Below are 16,431 nucleotides of genomic sequence, written 5' to 3' on the forward strand. Positions count from 1 at the left end.
AAACTCATCGGTCGGTGCCGCTTGACCTTCAAGCCGGATGAACGCCGAGCATGGCGGCCATGGACGACGATGAGCCCCTGATGGGCATCGGCGCTTTCGCCCGGCGGGTCGGGCTGGCGCCGAGCGCGCTGCGGTTCTACGACGACTGCGCGGTGCTGCGGCCCGCGCGGGTGGACGCGGCCACCGGGTATCGGTACTACGCGCCGGAGCAGGCGCCCCGCGCCACGCTGCTGCGGCGGCTGCGGGAGGCCGGGCTGCCGCTGGTCGAGGCGACTGCGGTGCTGGACGGGCCGCCCGAAGAGGCCCGGGAGGTGCTGCGGGAGCAGCTGCGGCGGAGTACGGAGTCGGCGGCGGCCGCCCGCGCGGCGATCGAGGACGTGCTGCGCACGCTGCCGGGCGGGGTGCGCCGCGCCGAGGTCCGGGTCGGCGGGGCGGAGCTGGCGGGGGCGGTGCGACAGGTGGGGTCGGCAGTGGCGGCGGGGGCGGTGCGGGAGGAGTTCCCGGTGCTGGGGCGGGTCCTGATCGAACTCGCCGACCAAGAGCTGCGGCTGGTGGCCACCGACCGCTACCGGCTGTCGGTACGGGCGCTGCGGCCGCTCGCGATCGGCGGTGAGCCGTGCGGGCTGGCGGTCGAGGTGGAGGCGCTGCGGGAGGTCGCGGGCTGGGTTCGGGGGCTGGCGGAGGTCGTGATCGAGGTGGAGGGGGACGACGTACGCGTACGCGGGGGCGGGGAGGAGCGGGTGCTGGCTGTCGCGGACGAGGTGTTCCCCGCGTACCGCATGGTGCTCGACGGGCTCGGCGCCGTCCGGCATCGGGTGATCACTGACCGGGCGGCGCTGTGCGCGGCCGTCGCGGGGCGGGACGGTGACGGGCCGGTGGTGCTGCGGACCGGTGACGGCGGGCTGACGGTCGAGGGCGGGCCGGTGCTGCCCGCCGTGTGCAGCGGGCCGCCGCTGCGGATCGCGTTCGATCCGGCCGTCCTGCTGCCCGCGCTGGAGGCGGGCGTGGGGCCCGATGTGCTGCTGGAGGTCGTCTCGGCGGCCGAGCCCGTCGTCGTCCGGTCCGCCGATCAGGGCAGTTTCACGACGCTCGTCATGCCCGTTCGTAGCTGCTGAAGGAGACCGCCGTGGATCCCGAGAACACCGTGGTGCGGCTGTGCGTGCAGGGCATGGCCGCCGAGGCCGAGGGGCGGGCCGACGACGCCCGCGCCCGGTTCCAGCAGGCGTGGGACGCCGCCACCGACGACTACGAACACTGCGTCGCCGCGCACTATCTGGCCCGGCACCAGCCCACCCCCGCCGAAACGCTCCGCTGGAACCAGGAGTGCCTGGACCGCGCGGACGCCGTCGGCGACGAGAGGGTCCGCGGGTTCTACGCCTCGCTGCACGTCAACATGGGCGGGGCGTACGCGAAGCTCGGCGACATGGAGACGGCGCACGAGCACTACCTACGCGCCGCCGCGCGCATCGGCGACGTACCGGCCGGGGCTTACGCGGACTGGACCCGCTTCGGCATCGCCGACGGGCTGGGCACCACCGGCGACGACGGGCCGCTCGCGGCGTTCCTGCGAAGGCTGTGCGACCGCCGCGAGCTGCGGGCGCTCGGGGTGATCCTGCCGCCGTACCTGGGCGACCTCGGCACGGCGGAGGACCGGGAGCGGCTGGTCACCGCGCTGCGCATGGTGCACGCCGCCCGCTGGCTGGCGGACGGGGAGCAGCAGGCGCTGGGCGCGGTGATCAACGAACTGATCAGCGGTTGACGAAGGCGCCCGCTTGGCCAGTTGGTCAGTGAGTGGTGAAGCCGCCGTCGACGGGGAGCGCGACGCCGACTACGAGGCTCGCGCCCGGGCTGCACAGCCAGAGAACGGCGGCGGCGATCTCATCCGGCCGTCCCAGCCTGCCTATGGACTGCTCCTTCATGATTTCTGCCATGGCTTCGGCCTGGTTCTCGACCATGTCCGCTGCCATGGGGGTGTCGATCACACCAGGGCACACCGCGTTGATGCGCACCCCTCTGGGGGCGTATTCGACCGCAGCGCTCTTGGTCAGGCCGATCACGCCGTGCTTGGACGCGTGGTAGGCCGCACGCTGCGGCATGCCCAGGAGCCCTCCCAGGGAGGAGCAGTTGACGATGGCACCGCTGCCCTGCTCACGCATCTGGCGAAGTTCGTGCTTCATGCCGGCCCAGATACCGCGCAGGTTGACAGCGTTCACATGGTCGAAGTTCTCGGCCGGCTCGTCGGCCGCGTCGCTGGGCGGCGCCTGTACTCCGGCGTTGTTGAACGCCATGTCCAAGCGGCCGAAGGTTGCGACTGCGCGCTCCACCATCGCGGCCGTCTGCGCCTCGTCCGTGACATCGCACGCGATGCCGATCGCCTGGTGACCGGCTGCGGTCAGTTCCGCGGCCGCCCGCTGCACGGCGTCCTTGTCGAGGTCCGCGAGTACGACGGCGGCGTCGGCTGCGGCGAAGGCCTGGGCTGTCGCGAGCCCCATACCGGACGCCGCGCCGGTGACCAGGGCCACCTGGCCCTCGAAGTTGTAGGTGATGTTCATCGGATGCGTGGCTTCCTCCGTCGTGCGGCGTGTGCCCAATAGGAGGCGACGGCGGTCAGCGGTCGATGCTGGCCATGTTCGCCTCGTCGTGACGTTCGCCCGAGGCCGGGGTGAGGTTGTTCAAACGGTCAAGCTGAGCGGCGCTGAGTTCGATGCCGTCGGCGGCAGTGTTCTCCTCGACGCGCGAGACCCGCCGGGTTCCGGGGATGGGGGCGATGTCGTCGCCGCGGGTCAGCAGCCACGCCAGCGCGGTCTGGGCCGGCGTTGCTCCGATCTCGGCGCCGATGGCCTGCACTTCATCGACGATGCGCAGGTTGCGCTGGAAGTTCTCACCGGTGAAACGCGGGTTGGTCTTGCGCCAGTCGTCATCGGGGAAATCGTCGGCCGAGCGGATCCGCCCGGTCAGCAGGCCGTGCCCGAGCGGCGAGTAGGGAACGAAGCCGATACCGAGCTCACGCAGGAGCGGGAGGATCTCGGCCTCGACATCGCGGGTCCACAACGAGTATTCCGTCTGCAGCGCGGCCACCGGATGCACGGCGTGCGCACGGCGGATCGTCCGGGGGCCGGCCTCGGACAGCCCGATGTGGCGCACCTTGCCCTCAGCGACCAGCTCGGCCAGCGCGCCGACGGTCTCCTCGATGGGAATGTTCGGGTCGACGCGGTGCTGGTATGAGAGGTCGATGTAGTCGGTACCCAGCCGCTTGAGCGAGCCCTCGACAGCGGTCCTCACATTGTCTGCGCTGCTGTCGATGACCCCGGGACCGCCACCGGAGTGGGAGACCAGCCCGAACTTGGTCGCCACGACGACGTCGTCGCGTCGGCCCTTGATGGCCTTGCCGACGATCTCTTCGCTGTGGAAGGGGCCGTAGATCTCGGCGGTGTCGATGTGGGTGACCCCGAGGTCCAGCGCCCGGTGAATGGTGCGGATCGACTCGGCGTCATCGAGTCCCCCGCCCGTGGTGTAGGTGCCGGCCATGGTCATGGCTCCCAGGCCGATGCGGGAGACATCGAGCCCACCCAGCGATACGTGCTTCATCGGATACTCCTTGTCGTGGCGGCGAGCGCCATGATCGGTGCGACTCAGGGGCCCGATATCCAGGCAACCACCCGGCAGCCCCGCCCGGGCTCCCGTACGGGGCACCGCTCCACCGGGGGTCTGCCAGTGCCCCCTTCGCAGGCTGAGCGGCACCCGGGCCCGCCGTACGGTGGGGGCATGGACCGCAGCAGCGAGATCCGCGAGTTCCTGCGCACCCGACGGGCCCGGATCACCCCCGAGCAGGCCGGCCTCGCCCCCCACGCCGGGGCCCGCCGGGTCCCGGGACTGCGTCGCGAGGAAGTCGCCCAGCTCGCCGGGGTCAGCGTCGACTACTACATCCGCCTGGAGCGAGGCCGTACCCAGGGCGTCTCGGAAGTCGTCTGGGAGGCCGTCGCCCGCGCCCTGCGACTGGACGACACCGAACGCGCCCACCTCTTCGACCTCGTCCGCCCCACCACCGGCCGCAGCCGCCGTCAGCGGCCCCTCGCCCCGCAGAAGGTCCGCCCCGCCCTCTACCGCGCCCTGGACGCGCTCAGCGTCCCCGCCATCGTCCAGGGCCGGCGCATGGACATCCTCGCGGCCAACCGGCCCGGTTACGCGCTCATCGCCGACTTCGACGCCCGCCCCCACCGCGACCGCAACGCCGCACGCTTCGTCTTCCTCGACGAAGCCGCCCGCGCGCTGTACGCAGACTGGGAACGGGTGGCCGCCGACTGCGTCGCCACCCTGCGCCTGTACGCCGGACGCCACGCGGACGACCCACAGCTCACCGAATTGATCGGCGAGCTGTCCTTGCACAGCGACGTCTTCCGCCGCATGTGGGGCGACCATGACGTCCTCGCCCACACCGCCGGCACCAAACGCCTGCACCACCCGCTCGTCGGCGACCTCACCCTCGACTACGTCGTCCTCGCCGTCGAAGACGACCCCGAGCAGACACTCGTCATCTACACCCCGGAACCGGGCTCACCCTCTGCTGAAGCCCTCAACATCCTGGCCAGTTGGACCGGCACGTCCCCCACCGGCCGGCACAGTCCCGGCCAGACACCCAACACGGCCGGCTGATCCCCGCGCGCACATCGGCGACCTCGGCACGGCGGAGGACCGGGAGCGGCTGGTCACCGCGCTGCGCATGGTGCACGCCGCCCACTGGCTGGCGGACGGGGAGCAGCAGGCGCTGGGCGCGGTGATCGAGGCGCTGGCGGTCAGCGGTTGACGAAGGCGAGGCTCTTCTCGTCGTAGCGGGTTCCGGCGACCTGGTCGGCCGGGGCGGCGGCGTCGATCGCGGCCAGGTCGGCGGCGGACAGCTCGATGGCGGCCGCGGCGAGGTTCTCCTCCAGGTACTTCTCGCGGCGGGTGCCCGGGATCGGCACCACGTCGTCGCCCCGGTGCTGCACCCAGGCGAGGGCGAGCTGACCGGCGGTGACGCCCTTCTCGGCGGCCAGTTCGTTCAGCTTGTCGACGATGGCCAGGTTCTGTTCGAGGTTGCCGTCCGCGAACCGGGGCTGGGTGCGGCGCATGTCCGTTTCCGGCAGGTTCTCGACCGAGGTGTAGCGGCCGGTCAGGAAGCCGCGGCCGAGCGGGGAGAAGGGGACGAGGCCGATGCCGAGTTCCCGGCAGACCGGGGCGGTCTCCCGCTCCAGGTCCCGGGTCCACAGCGACCATTCGCTCTGGAGCGCCGCGATGGGGTGCACCGCGTGGGCGCGGCGGATCGTCTCGGCGCTCGCCTCGGACAGCCCGAGGTGGCGCACCTTGCCCGCCCGGACCAGTTCGGCCATCGCGCCGACGGTCTCCTCGATCGGGACGTCGGGGTCGACGCGGTGCTGGTAGTAGAGGTCGATGTGGTCGACGCCGAGGCGGCGCAGCGACGCGTCGCACGCCTCGCGTACGTACGCGGCGTCGCCCCGGATCGCGGTGGGCTCGCCGAGCCGGTTGGCGAAGCCGAACTTGGTGGCCACGACCGCCCGGTCGCGGCGCGCCCCGGTCAGGGCGCGGCCGAGCAGTTCCTCGTTGTGGCCGGAGCCGTAGAAGTCGGAGGTGTCCAGCAGGGTGACGCCGAGGTCGAGGGCGCGGTGGATGGTGGCGATCGACTGCGCGTCGTCCGAGTCGCCGTAGCCGTGGCTCATCCCCATGAGCCCCAGGCCCTGCGCGCCGACGGTGAGTTCGCCCAGGTGACGGGTGGGCAGGCTGGTGGGCAGATCGGACATCGGGTGCCTCCTTCGTGGTCGTGACGATCACGCTAGGAGTTGGAGTGCACTCCAAGTCAACCGGGAAAAATCGCTGGCCAGAGGCGTGGGCCCGGCTGCCAGAATCACCCGCATGGCGTACGAGGACGAAGAGCCCATGACCGTGGTGGCGGCCGCGATCGTACAGCGGGGACGGCTGCTGGTGGTGAGCAAGAAGGCGGCGCCCGACATCTTCTATCTGCCCGGCGGGAAGCCGGACCCGGGCGAGAGCCCGCTGGAGACGCTGGCCCGGGAGCTGGACGAGGAGCTGGGCGTGGCCCCGCTGGAACCGCGGCTGCTGGCCGAGGTCGAGGGGGTGGCCGTCCTGGAGCGGGTGCCGATGCGGCTGACGGTGTTCGAGGCGCGGATCGACCGGGAGCCCCACCCTGCGGCCGAGCTGGCCCGTATGCGCTGGATCGCGGGCGGCGAGAGCGATATCCGGCTCGCGGCGGCCATCCGCAACCGTGTGGTGCCCCTGCTCCGCACCGGGGGCGCGCTGGCGGCGGCGTAGCGCACCACGAAAACAGGACCGGCCCGGTGCGCTCCCCCGTCGCACACCGGGCCGGTCCCTCGCTGCCCCTCCCCCCATAGAAAGGGGCAGCCGCTCCTTCGCTCTGGCTCCGGTCAGTCCGTCGCGATGGCGTTCAGGATGTTCATCCGCGCCGCCCGGAAGGCCGGGATCAGGGCCGCGACCAGGCCCACCACGGCCGAGCCGATGAAGACCGTGACGATGGTCGACCAGGGGATCTCCAGGGTCTTCAGCCCCTCCAGCGCGAGCAGCTTCTGCGCGGTCGCGCCCCAGCCCATGCCGAGCCCGAGGCCGAGCAGGGCGCCGAAGAGGGCGATGACGACGGACTCCAGCCGGATCATGCGGCGCATCTGGCGCCGGGAGAGGCCGATGGCGCGCATCAGGCCGATTTCCCGGGTCCGTTCGACGACGGACAGGGCGAGGGTGTTCACCACGCCGAGGATGGCGACGATGATCGCGAGCGCCAGCAGCCCGTAGACCAGGTTGAGCAGCTGACCGACCTGGTCCTTCATCTCCTTCTTGTAGTCGGTCTGGTCGCGGACCTTGACTGACGGGTACGGGTGCAGCTCGGCCTTGAGGGACTTGTACGCCGCCGCCTCCTGGCCGTCCTTCGCCTGCGCCAGCATCATGATGTCCGCGGGCATCAGCTTGGCGGGGACGTAAGCCTCGACGGTGGCGATGTTGGTGTAGAGCGCGCCCTTGTCCAGGCTGACGTCGTCCGAGGTGATCGCCGCGACCTTGAGCTTGGCGGTACGGCCCTCCTTGAAGGCGACGGTCAGGGTGTCGCCCTGCTTCACCTCGTGGTCCTTGGCGAAGCCCTCCGGCACCGACATCGCGTCCTTGCCGTACGCGGCGGCCAGGTCGCCCGCGACGACCGGAGTCCGCAGGTCCTCCGCGTATGTCGGGTCGGCCGCGGACAGATCCTTGGTGACCGTCTTGCCGTCCGGCAAGGTGATCTTGGCGCCGTCGATCATCTTGGCGTCGCTGATGTGGTCGAGCCCCTTGGCCCGGTGCGCCGCCTGCTCGATCTGCCGGGTGATCGGCTGACCGCTGTCGGACTGGATGATGAAGTCCGCGCCGACCGACTTGTCCAGCTCGTCGGTGGCCGAAGCCACCATCGACGAGCCCACCACCGACAGACAGGCCACCAGCGCCAGGCCGATCATCAGGGCCGCGCCGGTGGCGCCGGTGCGGCGCGGGTTGCGCAGCGCGTTGCGCTCGGCAAGCCGGCCGACCGGGCCGAAGATCCGCAGCACCACGGTGGCCAGGGCCCGGACCACGAGACCGGCCAGCAGCGGGCCGATGACGATGAAGCCGATGAGGGTCAGCACCACGCCGAGGCCCAGGAACATCGAGCCGTCGACCGCCTTGTCGGCGTTGCCCGCGACGACCAGGGCGGCCGCGCCGCCCGCCGTGAGCAGGGTGCCGATCGCACCGCGGATCCATCCGGCCTTGGTGTCGGCCGGGGTGCCCGCGTCGCGCAGGGCCGCCATCGGGGAGATCTTCCCGGCCCGGCGGGCGGGGATGTAGGCGGCGATGACGGTGACGACGATGCCGATGGTGAGGCCGACGATGGGCGTGGCGGGCTTCACCGTCAGCTGGTCGGTGCTCAGGTGCAGACCCGCGTTGCCCATGATCTTGATCAGGCCGACCGCGAGCCCGACGCCGCCGAGGACGCCGAGGATCGAGCCGACGACGCCGAGCAGCAGCGCCTCGATCAGCACCGACCGGTTGATCTGCTTGCGGCTCGACCCGATGGCGCGCATCAGGCCGATCTCGCGGGTGCGCTGGGCGACCAGCATGGAGAAGGTGTTGACGATGAGGAAGATGCCGACCAGGACGGCGATTCCGGCGAAGCCGAGCATCGCGTACTTCATGACGTCCAGGAAGGAGCCGATGTCGCTCTCGGCCTCCTTGCTGGACTCGGCCTTCGTCTGCACCTTGAGGCCGGTGCCGAGGTCGGCGACGACGCTCTTCTTCAGCTGGTCGTTGCTGACGCCGGGCTGGGCGGTCAGCGCGTAGCTGGTGTACGTCCCGGGCGCGCCGAGCAGCTTCCGCTGCGCGGTGGCGGTGTCCGTGTAGACCAGCGTGGCGCCGGGGTTGGTCACCTGGAACGTGACGATGCCGACGATCTTCGCGCGGAACTCGCCGGGCACGGCGATGATCCGCAGCTCGTCGCCGAGCTTCAGATGCTTGGTGTCGGCGGTGTCGGCGTCGACCATCACCTCGGTGGGGCCGCGCGGGGCGTGGCCGGAGGTGAGCTTCACCGAGCGGTGCTCGGTGTTGTCCCAGTTGGTGCCGACGGTCGGGGCACCGGACTTGGGCCCGATGCTGTCGCCCTTGCGGTCGACGACGGTGACGGACTGGCTGGTGGCGTCCCCGGCCACCGACTTGACGCCGTCGACCCGCTTCAGCTTCGCCAGGTCCGAGCCCGGCAGGGTGCGGACCCGGCCCTGCCGGGTGTCGCTGTCCCCGGCGCCCTTCGGGCTGACCGTGACGTCGGACGCCGTGCTCGCGAAGAGCTTGTCGAACGTGGCGTTGGTGGTGTCGGTGAAGACGAGGGTGCCGCAGACGAACGCCACGGACAGCAGGACGGCGATCGCGGAGAGCGCCATCCGTCCCTTGTGGGCGAGGAAGTTGCGCAGGGAGGTCTTGAGGACGGTCATGACACCCGTCCGCGCGCGTCGAAGTGCTTCATGCGTTCGAGCACGAGATCGGCGGTGGGGTTGTACATCTCGTCCACGATCCGGCCGTCGGCCAGGTACAGCACCCGGTCGGCGTAGGAGGCGGCGACCGGATCGTGGGTGACCATGACGATCGTCTGGCCCAGCTCGTCCACGGACCGCTTGAGGAAGCCCAGCACCTCGGCACCGGCCCGGGAGTCCAGGTTTCCGGTCGGCTCGTCACCGAAGATGATCTCGGGGCGGGCGGCCAGGGCGCGGGCCACCGCGACGCGCTGCTGCTGACCGCCGGACAGCTGGTTCGGACGGTGCTTCAGCCGGTCGGCCAGACCGACGGTCTGCACCACCCGGTCCAGCCAGCCCCGGTCGGGCTTGCGGCCCGCGATGTCCATCGGCAGCGTGATGTTCTCGATCGCGTTGAGCGTCGGCAGCAGGTTGAACGCCTGGAAGATGAAGCCGATCCGGTCCCGGCGCAGCTGAGTGAGCTTCTTGTCCTTGAGCCCGGTGATCTCGGTCTCGTCGATGAAGATCTGGCCCGAGGAGACGGTGTCCAGTCCCGCGAGGCAGTGCATCAGCGTCGACTTGCCGGAGCCGGACGGGCCCATGATCGCGGTGAACTGGCTGCGGGCGATGTCCACGTCGACGTGGTCCAGCGCGACCACCCGGGTCTCGCCCGAGCCGTAGGCCTTGACCACCTGGCGTGCGCGGGCAGCGACGGCCGTATGTCCTCCGCTGCCCCCGGTCTTGGGAATCGATACGGCGGTTGTCACGGTGTTCTCCTCTTTTTCGGCTATGTCGGACCCGGGGCGGTCGTACGTGCCCGATCACAAGTGTCCGATCACACGTGGCTGATCGCCCGTTCAGCCTCCCGGAGTCCGGTGGCCGGGACGATGAGGTCCGGCACCGTCTTCGGGTGGGGCCAGCCCTACCCCCCTCGGTCCTGCTGGCCGTAACCACAGTAAGGAGCGGTACGCCCCGGCTCGTCCTTCCCCGGAACGAACCCCGGGTAGGAGGAAGGGGGAGCGATCCCCTAGGGGAGTAGGCCCTGGGGTGGAACCCGTCTCGGGGTCGACCCTGCGCCCATTCGGAGCGGAAGGCGCGAGTCCGGCGCCTCAACAGCCCTGATGCGTTCTTCCCCTGCCCCGATCCCGCATGGAATGGTGGGTCGTACAAGAACTGGAGACACCAGCCGGCGCTGACCGGCGGAGGGAGTGCGCCACGGTGGGCGGCACCGCAGAAGGACCTGACGCGGACCCGATGTCCCCCCTCCCCGAAAGCTCCCCTCCCCATACGGCGGCCACCGCCACGCCCCGCGGCCGCCGCCCCGTCGTCGCCGCGCTGATGCTGAGCATGGCGCTGACCGCCCTCGACACCACCATCATCTCGACCGCGGTGCCGCAGATCGTCGGCGATCTCGGCGGCTTCTCCGTCTTCTCCTGGCTGTTCTCCGGCTATCTGCTCGCCGTCACCGTCACCCTGCCGGTCTACGGCAAGCTCTCCGACACCTTCGGCCGCAAGCCGATCCTGGTCGCGGGCACCATCGTCTTCGTCACCGGCTCGCTGCTGTGCGCCGGGGCCTGGAACATGGCCTCCCTCATCGCCTTCCGCGTGATCCAGGGGCTGGGCGGCGGGGCGCTCCAGGGCACCATCCAGGTGGTCGCCGCCGACCTCTATCCGCTGAAGGAACGCCCCAAGATCCAGGCCCGGCTGTCCTCCGTGTGGGCCCTGTCCGCGGTGACGGGCCCCGCGCTCGGCGGGGTCCTCGCCGGATACGCCGACTGGCGCTGGATCTTCCTCATCAACCTGCCGATCGGGGTGCTCGCGCTCACCCTCATCGTGCGCCATCTGCACGAACCGGCCCGGCAGCGGTCGGCCAGGGCCCGCATCGACTGGGCGGGCGCCCTCGCCATCTTCGGCTGCGGCGGACTGCTGCTGACCGCGCTCGTCCAGGGCGGAGTCGCCTGGAGCTGGCTCTCCGCGCCCTCCCTCGCGCTGCTCGCGGCCAGCGCCGGATGCGCGGCGCTGACCGTGTGGATCGAGCGGCGCGCCGCCGAACCCATCATCCCGGGCTGGGTGTGGCGGCGGCGCACCATCTCGGCGGTCAACCTCGCACTCGGCGCGCTGGGGCTCCTCATGATCGCCCCGACCGTCTTCCTGCCCACCTACGCCCAGTCGGTGCTGGGCCTCGGGCCGATACCCGCCGGGTTCGTACTGTCCGTGATGACGCTGAGCTGGCCCATCTCGGCCGCCCTCAGCAGCCGCGTCTACAACCGGGTCGGGTTCCGGCGCTGCGCCATGATCGGCATCGGCGCCGCCGCGCTCATCCTGGCCGCCTTCCCGCTGCTCCCCTACCCCGGCGCCGCCTGGCTGCCCGCGCTGATCATGCTGATGCTCGGCGCCGCGCTCGGGCTCTTCCAGCTTCCGCTGATCGTCGGCGTGCAGTCCTCCGTCGGCTGGGCCGAACGCGGCACCGCCACCGCCTCGATCCTCTTCTGCCGCCAGGTCGGCCAGTCCATCGGCGCGGCCCTGTTCGGCGCCGTCGCCAACGCGACCCTCGCCGCCCGGCTCGCCGCCGCCCCGCCCGACATCCGCGACGGCCTGCCCGGCGACCTCGACTCGGTATCCGACGCCCTCGACCACTCCGGCGCGCTCAGCGCCCGGGGCGCCGACTATCTGCGGCGCGCGGTGGACACCGCGGTCGACCACGTCTACCTGGGCGCAGCCGCCGCGGCGGTCCTCGCCCTGCTGGTCCTGACGTTCCTCGCCCCGCGCCGCTTCCCGGTCCGTACGGAGACGGGAAGCGGAACGGAAGCGGAAGCGGAATCCGCCGCCGACCCGCTGACGGCGAACCCCGCGCGGGAGACCTGAGGTCCCGGGCTCAGGTCTCGGGTTTCGACTCCCGAACCCAGGTCCCGGGCTCAGTTCTCGGGGTGCGGGCGCGGTTGCGGATGCGGACCGGAGGGGGCGTCCTCGGTGACCGGCTTGCCCGTCAGGGCCGCCAGGCTGCCGCGTACGTGCTCCAGATGCGCCTTCAGCTCCTCGCGCCGCTCCACATGGTCGCGCAGCGTCCGCTCCGTCTCCCGGGCCAGCCGCTCCTCCCGGGCCCTGGCCTGCGCGATGATCTCCGCCGCCTGCGCCTGCGCGTCCTCCTGCCGCAGCCGCGCGGCCTGCTCCGCCATCGTGTACTCCCGCTTGGCCTCCGCCAGCCTGGCCTGGGCGTGCTCCTCCAGCTGGACCAGCCGCACCGTCATCGCCGCATCGCGGTCGACCAGCTCATGACCGGCCGCCTCCCAGCGGTCCGCGTGCTCCCGCTCCTGCTCGGCGAGGATCGCCGCGACGCGTCCGCGCATCTCCTTCAGCGCCGCCAGCGCCTCGCCGCGCCACTCCTTGACGTCCCGGCGCGAGTCCGCGCGCAGGTCCTCCACCTGCACCTGAGCCGCCTCCAGGGTGCTGCGCGCCGACGCCTCGGCGGCCTCCCGCACCCGCTCGGCCTCGTCCCGGGCGGTGTCCCTGACGGCCCGGGCGGCGATCTGCGCGGCTTCCCACTCCTCCTGCGCCGCCGCCTCGGCCGCGGCCCGCAGACAGCCCACCTCCTCCTCGGCCGCCATCAGGATCAGCTGCGCGCGGTCGCCCAGCGATTCGTACGTCTGGGGGGCCAGCTGGGCGATCGCCTCGCGCAGCCGTTCGGCGTCGGCGGCCAGCTCGTTGGCGAGAACGGTGAGGCGTGCGGCGCGTTCCCACGCCGCGTCACGCGCCTCGGACAGCTCCGCCACATAGCGGTCGACCTGCGCGGGACGGTAGCCACGGCCCCGTCCGCCGATGGTGAAGCCATGACGTGACACCGATGCGCCCATCCTTGGAACCCCTTAGTCCGGTAGGCAACGCGCTCCGGCGCACATCTTGATGGATGGGGTCTTATCGCCCATAACGCGACACTCCGCCCATCTCCCCGGCCGGGGCCCGCCCGGGTACCACAACGACAAGGCGCCCGCCCCCGTCACGGGGGTCGGGCGCCTCGATGGGGCACGCGCTCAGCGCGCTCCGGCGGTCCTACGGGACGAAAGTCAGAGCAGACCGTCCCACATCTGCTCCAGCAGCACCGCCCACCAGTTGTCCGGCGCGGACAGCGCGGCCGGGTCCAGCGCCGCGAGCTGCGCCTGGAAGTCGACCGTCCAGCGGCCCGCCTGGTCCGGCGTCAGTCCGTACCGCAGCCGCCACATACGGCCCAGCAGCCCCATGCAGCGCACGAACTCCGGCAGACCGGTGTTGACGAACTGCGGCGGCACCGGCTGCGGCACCGCCTCCAGCGGCACCGCCACGATGTGCGCGGTGCCGTACTGGACGCACAGCTGACGGCCGAAGTCGTTGCCCATCACCAGGTACGACCCCGCGTCGGCCGCGGGCTGTACGCCGCGCTCCGCCGCCAGCTCGGCGAGCGTCGGCACCGGGCGGCCCGCCTGCGCCTGGGCCCAGAAGAACGGGCCGAAGTCCGCGGGCAGCCCCGCCCACACCAGCGTCTGCGCCACCACGTCCGGTACGCCCTGCCGCGACACCGCGCGCTGGTCGAACCGGACGAGGCCCTGCGGCCCGAACGCCTGGCCCAGCTCCTGGGCGAGGCCCTCCGGCGGCACCGGCGGAATCGGCTGCACCTGGCTGGGGTGCGGCAGCGGCACCCGGTTGGGCGCCGGGCGCGCCGGGCCGTCCGCGACCTGGTGCAGCTCGCCCTGGTGCTCGATGAGGTGGCGCACACCCTGCTGCCGGGTCGCGTGGTCGCGTCCGTACGGCGCGGTGTGGCTGATCCGCACCTGCGGCCACGACTCGCGGATCATCCGCGCGCAGTAACCGCCCGGCAGATCGCACGACTCCAGCTCGGTGTGCAGCTCCAGCACCTGCTGCGGCGGCACGTTCATCGCGCGCAGCTCGTGCAGGATCTGCCACTCCGGATGCGGCGTGCCCGGCGCGGAGCGGCGGATCAGCTGCTGCTCGGAGCCGTCCTGCGCGCGGTAGCGGAGGACGGCCATGTAGCCGGGGCCGACCGTGGGCAGCCCGGTGGGCGGCGGTGGGTACGCGTACCCGCCCCCCGGGGCGCCCGGGGCGGGCGGCATGCCGGGCGGCGGCGTACCGGGCGGCGTCCCGGGCGGCGCGACACCGTGCGGCGGCGTTATGCCGGGCACGGGCGGGCCGGAGGGCGGAGGCATGTTGGGGACGCCGGGTGCGCCCGGGGCGCCGGGCGCACCGGGGCCGGGCGGCGGGGTCTGGCCACCCGGACCACCCGGACCGGCCAGCATCGTCGCGGCCGCGTGCACCCCACCACCGGGAGCGCCCGGGGCGCCGGGGGCACCGGGTGCGCCCGGGTAGGGGCTCGGCGGGGGCGGTGGCGTGTGCGGACCACCCGCACCGGGGACCCCGGGAGGGCCGGGCGGGTGCGGGCCGGATGGCCCAGCCTGTCCGGGCTGCCCGGGTGCTCCAGGCGGTCCGGGCGGGCCGGGCTGTCCCGGAGTACCGGGCGGGCCGGGCGGCGGCGGAAAGCCGGAGGCGCCGGGGCCGGGCGGCGGAGCCTGGCCACCCGGGCCCGCCAGCATCGTCGCGGCCGCGTGCACGCCACCACCGGGAGCGCCGGGGGCGGAAGGAGGCGGCGGGGTCTGCCCACCGGGCGGTGTCTGGCCGGGCGCAGCGGGTGCGCCGGGAGCGCTGGGAGCACCCGGCGCAGCGGGCGCGCCCGGGCCACCGGCCAGCATCGTCGCCGCCGCGTGCACCCCACCGGCGGGAGTGCCGGGGGCGGAAGGAGGCGGCGGCGGGGTCTGCGGACCGCCCTGCGCACCGGGGGCACTGGGAGCACCGGGAGCGCCCGGGGCGCCGCCGCCCGTGCTGTCGGCGTCGAGTTGCGAGACCAGTTGTGTCGGCAGGTACCCCCCGGCCGGAGCGCCCGGGGCATACGGGCTCGGCCGGGCGCCGGGCGTGCCCGGCGCACCGGGCGGCGGCGGGGTCGACGGACCGGGCGGCGGCGGGGTCGACGGACCGCCCGACGAGCCCGCCTTGTGAGTGGCGGCGTCCGCGATGTCCCCCGAGCCGGAGGACGCGCCCGAGGACGCGTCGGAACCGCCCGCGGCCTTGGGGAAGTCGAACGGCGGAGAGACGGCGGTGGGCGGCAGCGCGCTGCCCGCCGACATCAGCTCGGTCTTGGCGTCCGCACGCACGCCCGGGGGCGGGGTGTCCTCGTCGTCCGAGCCCGCGAGCGGCGGGGCGAACACCGTGGCGGGCGGGGCGACCGAGCGGTCGCCGTCGTCGCTGGCGGAGTTGGTGTCGGCCCACGGCGTACCGCCGCCGGGCGTGGACTGAGGCTTCGGCGTCTCACCGGAAGCGGGCGCCGGGCCGGGCGGGGGCGGGGCCCACGGTCCAGCGCTCCCGGGCGACGGCGGAGGTGGCGCGGCCCCGTCGGCGAGCGGCCGTGCCACACCGTCCGAGGGCCAGTCGTCCTCGCTGTTCCGCCGCGGCGGCGCCAGGCCGTCGGACGGCCAACCGCCCCCCGACGCGGGCCCGGCGGGCGGCGGAGGCGGAGCCTGACGCCAGCCCTCATCGCCCGAACCGGAAGCCGAACCGGATGCGGGCGTGTCGCTTCGTGGCGACGGCACACCGCTCGACGGCCAGTCGTCCACCGGTGCGGACGCGGGTGTCGACGGGGACCCCGGCGCGTCACTTCGCGGTGACGGCACGCCACTCGACGGCCAGTCGTCCACCGGCTCCGGTGCGGGCACCGCATCCCGCGGCTCACTCCCACCGGACGACGACGCGGACGAATCCTTACGCCACCCCTCACCGGCCGAACCGGAAGCCGAACCGGAGGCAGACGCGGGCGCATCGCTCCGCGGCGACGGCACGCCACTCGACGGCCAGTCGTCCACCGGCTCCGGCGCGGGCACCGCACCCCCACCGGAAGCCGGACCGGAGGCAGCCGCCTCGCCGCGCGGCGACGGCACGGCGCCCGACGGGCGGTCGTCGTCCGCCGCGGGGGTGCTCTCCGCGGCGGACCGTGGGGCGGGGACGTCCGCTCCGTCCCCGCCACCGCTCATCGCGTCCGCCGCCTCCTGCAACCACTCCGGCGGAGTCAGCAGGAAGGACGTCACGTTGAGGTCGACGCGCTGCTGCCGCCCGGAGGTGGTCTCCTGGGAGCGGTCCTCGTTCGCGCCGTACTCCTCCTCGTACCGGCGGATCACCTCACCCACCGGCAGCCCGGGCCACAGCGTCGTCTCGCCGCTGTCCCGCGCGATCACCAGCCGGGTGCCGTCCGTGGGCGCGCCCGAGACCGGGCCGTCCGGGCGGTCCTCGGCCCAGGCCACGAAGCCCAGGTCGAACTCCCGCACCCGCACCTCGCGCTGCTGGTACGCGGGTACCTCACCGTTGATCCAGA

At 72.9% G+C, this 16,431-nt stretch carries 12 protein-coding genes; 5 read left to right on the forward strand and 7 right to left on the reverse strand.

All coding sequences use genetic code 11. From position 1 onward, the window contains the following. Nucleotides 1-59: 59 nt before the first annotated feature. On the forward strand, nt 60-1,115 hold the full coding sequence (locus tag ACH4TL_RS04245) for a MerR family transcriptional regulator (protein WP_398312415.1): 1,056 nt from the start codon (nt 60-62) through the stop codon (nt 1,113-1,115). 11 nt (nt 1,116-1,126) lie between these two features. Next, nucleotides 1,127-1,759 (forward strand): hypothetical protein, encoded by a 633-nt coding sequence (locus ACH4TL_RS04250; RefSeq protein ID WP_398312412.1) that lies wholly within the window; start codon nt 1,127-1,129, stop codon nt 1,757-1,759. Between the two features lie 25 nt (nt 1,760-1,784). Here the strand turns inward: ACH4TL_RS04250 and ACH4TL_RS04255 are convergent, their stop codons facing one another. Both ACH4TL_RS04255 and ACH4TL_RS04260 read right to left on the reverse strand, forming a co-directional pair. After that, nucleotides 1,785-2,552: a glucose 1-dehydrogenase gene (locus tag ACH4TL_RS04255; protein WP_398312409.1), complete on the reverse strand. Its 768-nt coding sequence runs from the start codon at nt 2,550-2,552 to the stop codon at nt 1,785-1,787. 55 nt (nt 2,553-2,607) lie between these two features. Continuing rightward, nucleotides 2,608-3,588, reverse strand: a complete 981-nt coding sequence (locus tag ACH4TL_RS04260) for an aldo/keto reductase (protein WP_398312406.1) — start codon at nt 3,586-3,588, stop codon at nt 2,608-2,610. 177 nt (nt 3,589-3,765) lie between these two features. Between ACH4TL_RS04260 and ACH4TL_RS04265 the strand changes: the two genes are divergently transcribed. After that, nucleotides 3,766-4,653: a helix-turn-helix transcriptional regulator gene (locus ACH4TL_RS04265; RefSeq protein WP_398312403.1), complete on the forward strand. Its 888-nt coding sequence runs from the start codon at nt 3,766-3,768 to the stop codon at nt 4,651-4,653. Nucleotides 4,654-4,793: 140 nt separating this feature from the next. On the opposite strand, the gene ACH4TL_RS04270 is transcribed toward ACH4TL_RS04265, so the two are convergent. Next, the gene (locus ACH4TL_RS04270) at nt 4,794-5,795 is read right to left on the reverse strand and encodes an aldo/keto reductase (RefSeq protein ID WP_398312400.1); all 1,002 of its coding nucleotides are present in this window, start codon (nt 5,793-5,795) and stop codon (nt 4,794-4,796) included. 112 nt (nt 5,796-5,907) lie between these two features. On the opposite strand from ACH4TL_RS04270, the gene ACH4TL_RS04275 reads away from it, so the two are divergent. Further along, nucleotides 5,908-6,324 (forward strand): NUDIX domain-containing protein, encoded by a 417-nt coding sequence (locus ACH4TL_RS04275; RefSeq protein WP_398312397.1) that lies wholly within the window; start codon nt 5,908-5,910, stop codon nt 6,322-6,324. Between the two features lie 113 nt (nt 6,325-6,437). Here the strand turns inward: ACH4TL_RS04275 and ACH4TL_RS04280 are convergent, their stop codons facing one another. Both ACH4TL_RS04280 and ACH4TL_RS04285 read right to left on the reverse strand, forming a co-directional pair. Continuing rightward, entirely contained in the window at nt 6,438-9,008 is a 2,571-nt protein-coding gene (locus ACH4TL_RS04280; RefSeq protein ID WP_398312394.1) for an ABC transporter permease, read from the reverse strand. Continuing rightward, nucleotides 9,005-9,793 carry an ABC transporter ATP-binding protein gene (locus ACH4TL_RS04285; RefSeq protein WP_398312391.1) on the reverse strand — a complete coding sequence of 263 codons (789 nt, stop codon included), beginning with the start codon at nt 9,791-9,793 and terminating at the stop codon, nt 9,005-9,007. Before ACH4TL_RS04285 ends, ACH4TL_RS04280 begins: the two co-directional genes overlap by 4 nt. A gap of 487 nt (nt 9,794-10,280) precedes the next feature. On the opposite strand from ACH4TL_RS04285, the gene ACH4TL_RS04290 reads away from it, so the two are divergent. Beyond that, nucleotides 10,281-11,891 (forward strand): MFS transporter, encoded by a 1,611-nt coding sequence (locus ACH4TL_RS04290; protein ID WP_398313683.1) that lies wholly within the window; start codon nt 10,281-10,283, stop codon nt 11,889-11,891. Nucleotides 11,892-11,941: 50 nt separating this feature from the next. Here the strand turns inward: ACH4TL_RS04290 and ACH4TL_RS04295 are convergent, their stop codons facing one another. Beyond that, a complete protein-coding gene (locus ACH4TL_RS04295) occupies nt 11,942-12,877 on the reverse strand; it encodes a cellulose-binding protein (RefSeq protein WP_398312388.1) in 936 nt (311 codons plus the stop codon). Between the two features lie 210 nt (nt 12,878-13,087). Further along, nucleotides 13,088-15,679, reverse strand: coding sequence for an SUKH-4 family immunity protein (locus ACH4TL_RS04300; protein WP_398313682.1), 2,592 nt, complete (start codon nt 15,677-15,679; stop codon nt 13,088-13,090). Between the last annotated feature and the right edge of the window lie 752 nt (nt 15,680-16,431).

Origin of the sequence: Streptomyces sp. NPDC021115, assembly GCF_044333065.1 — a bacterium.
In the GTDB taxonomy this organism is placed as follows: Bacteria; Actinomycetota; Actinomycetes; order Streptomycetales; family Streptomycetaceae; genus Streptomyces.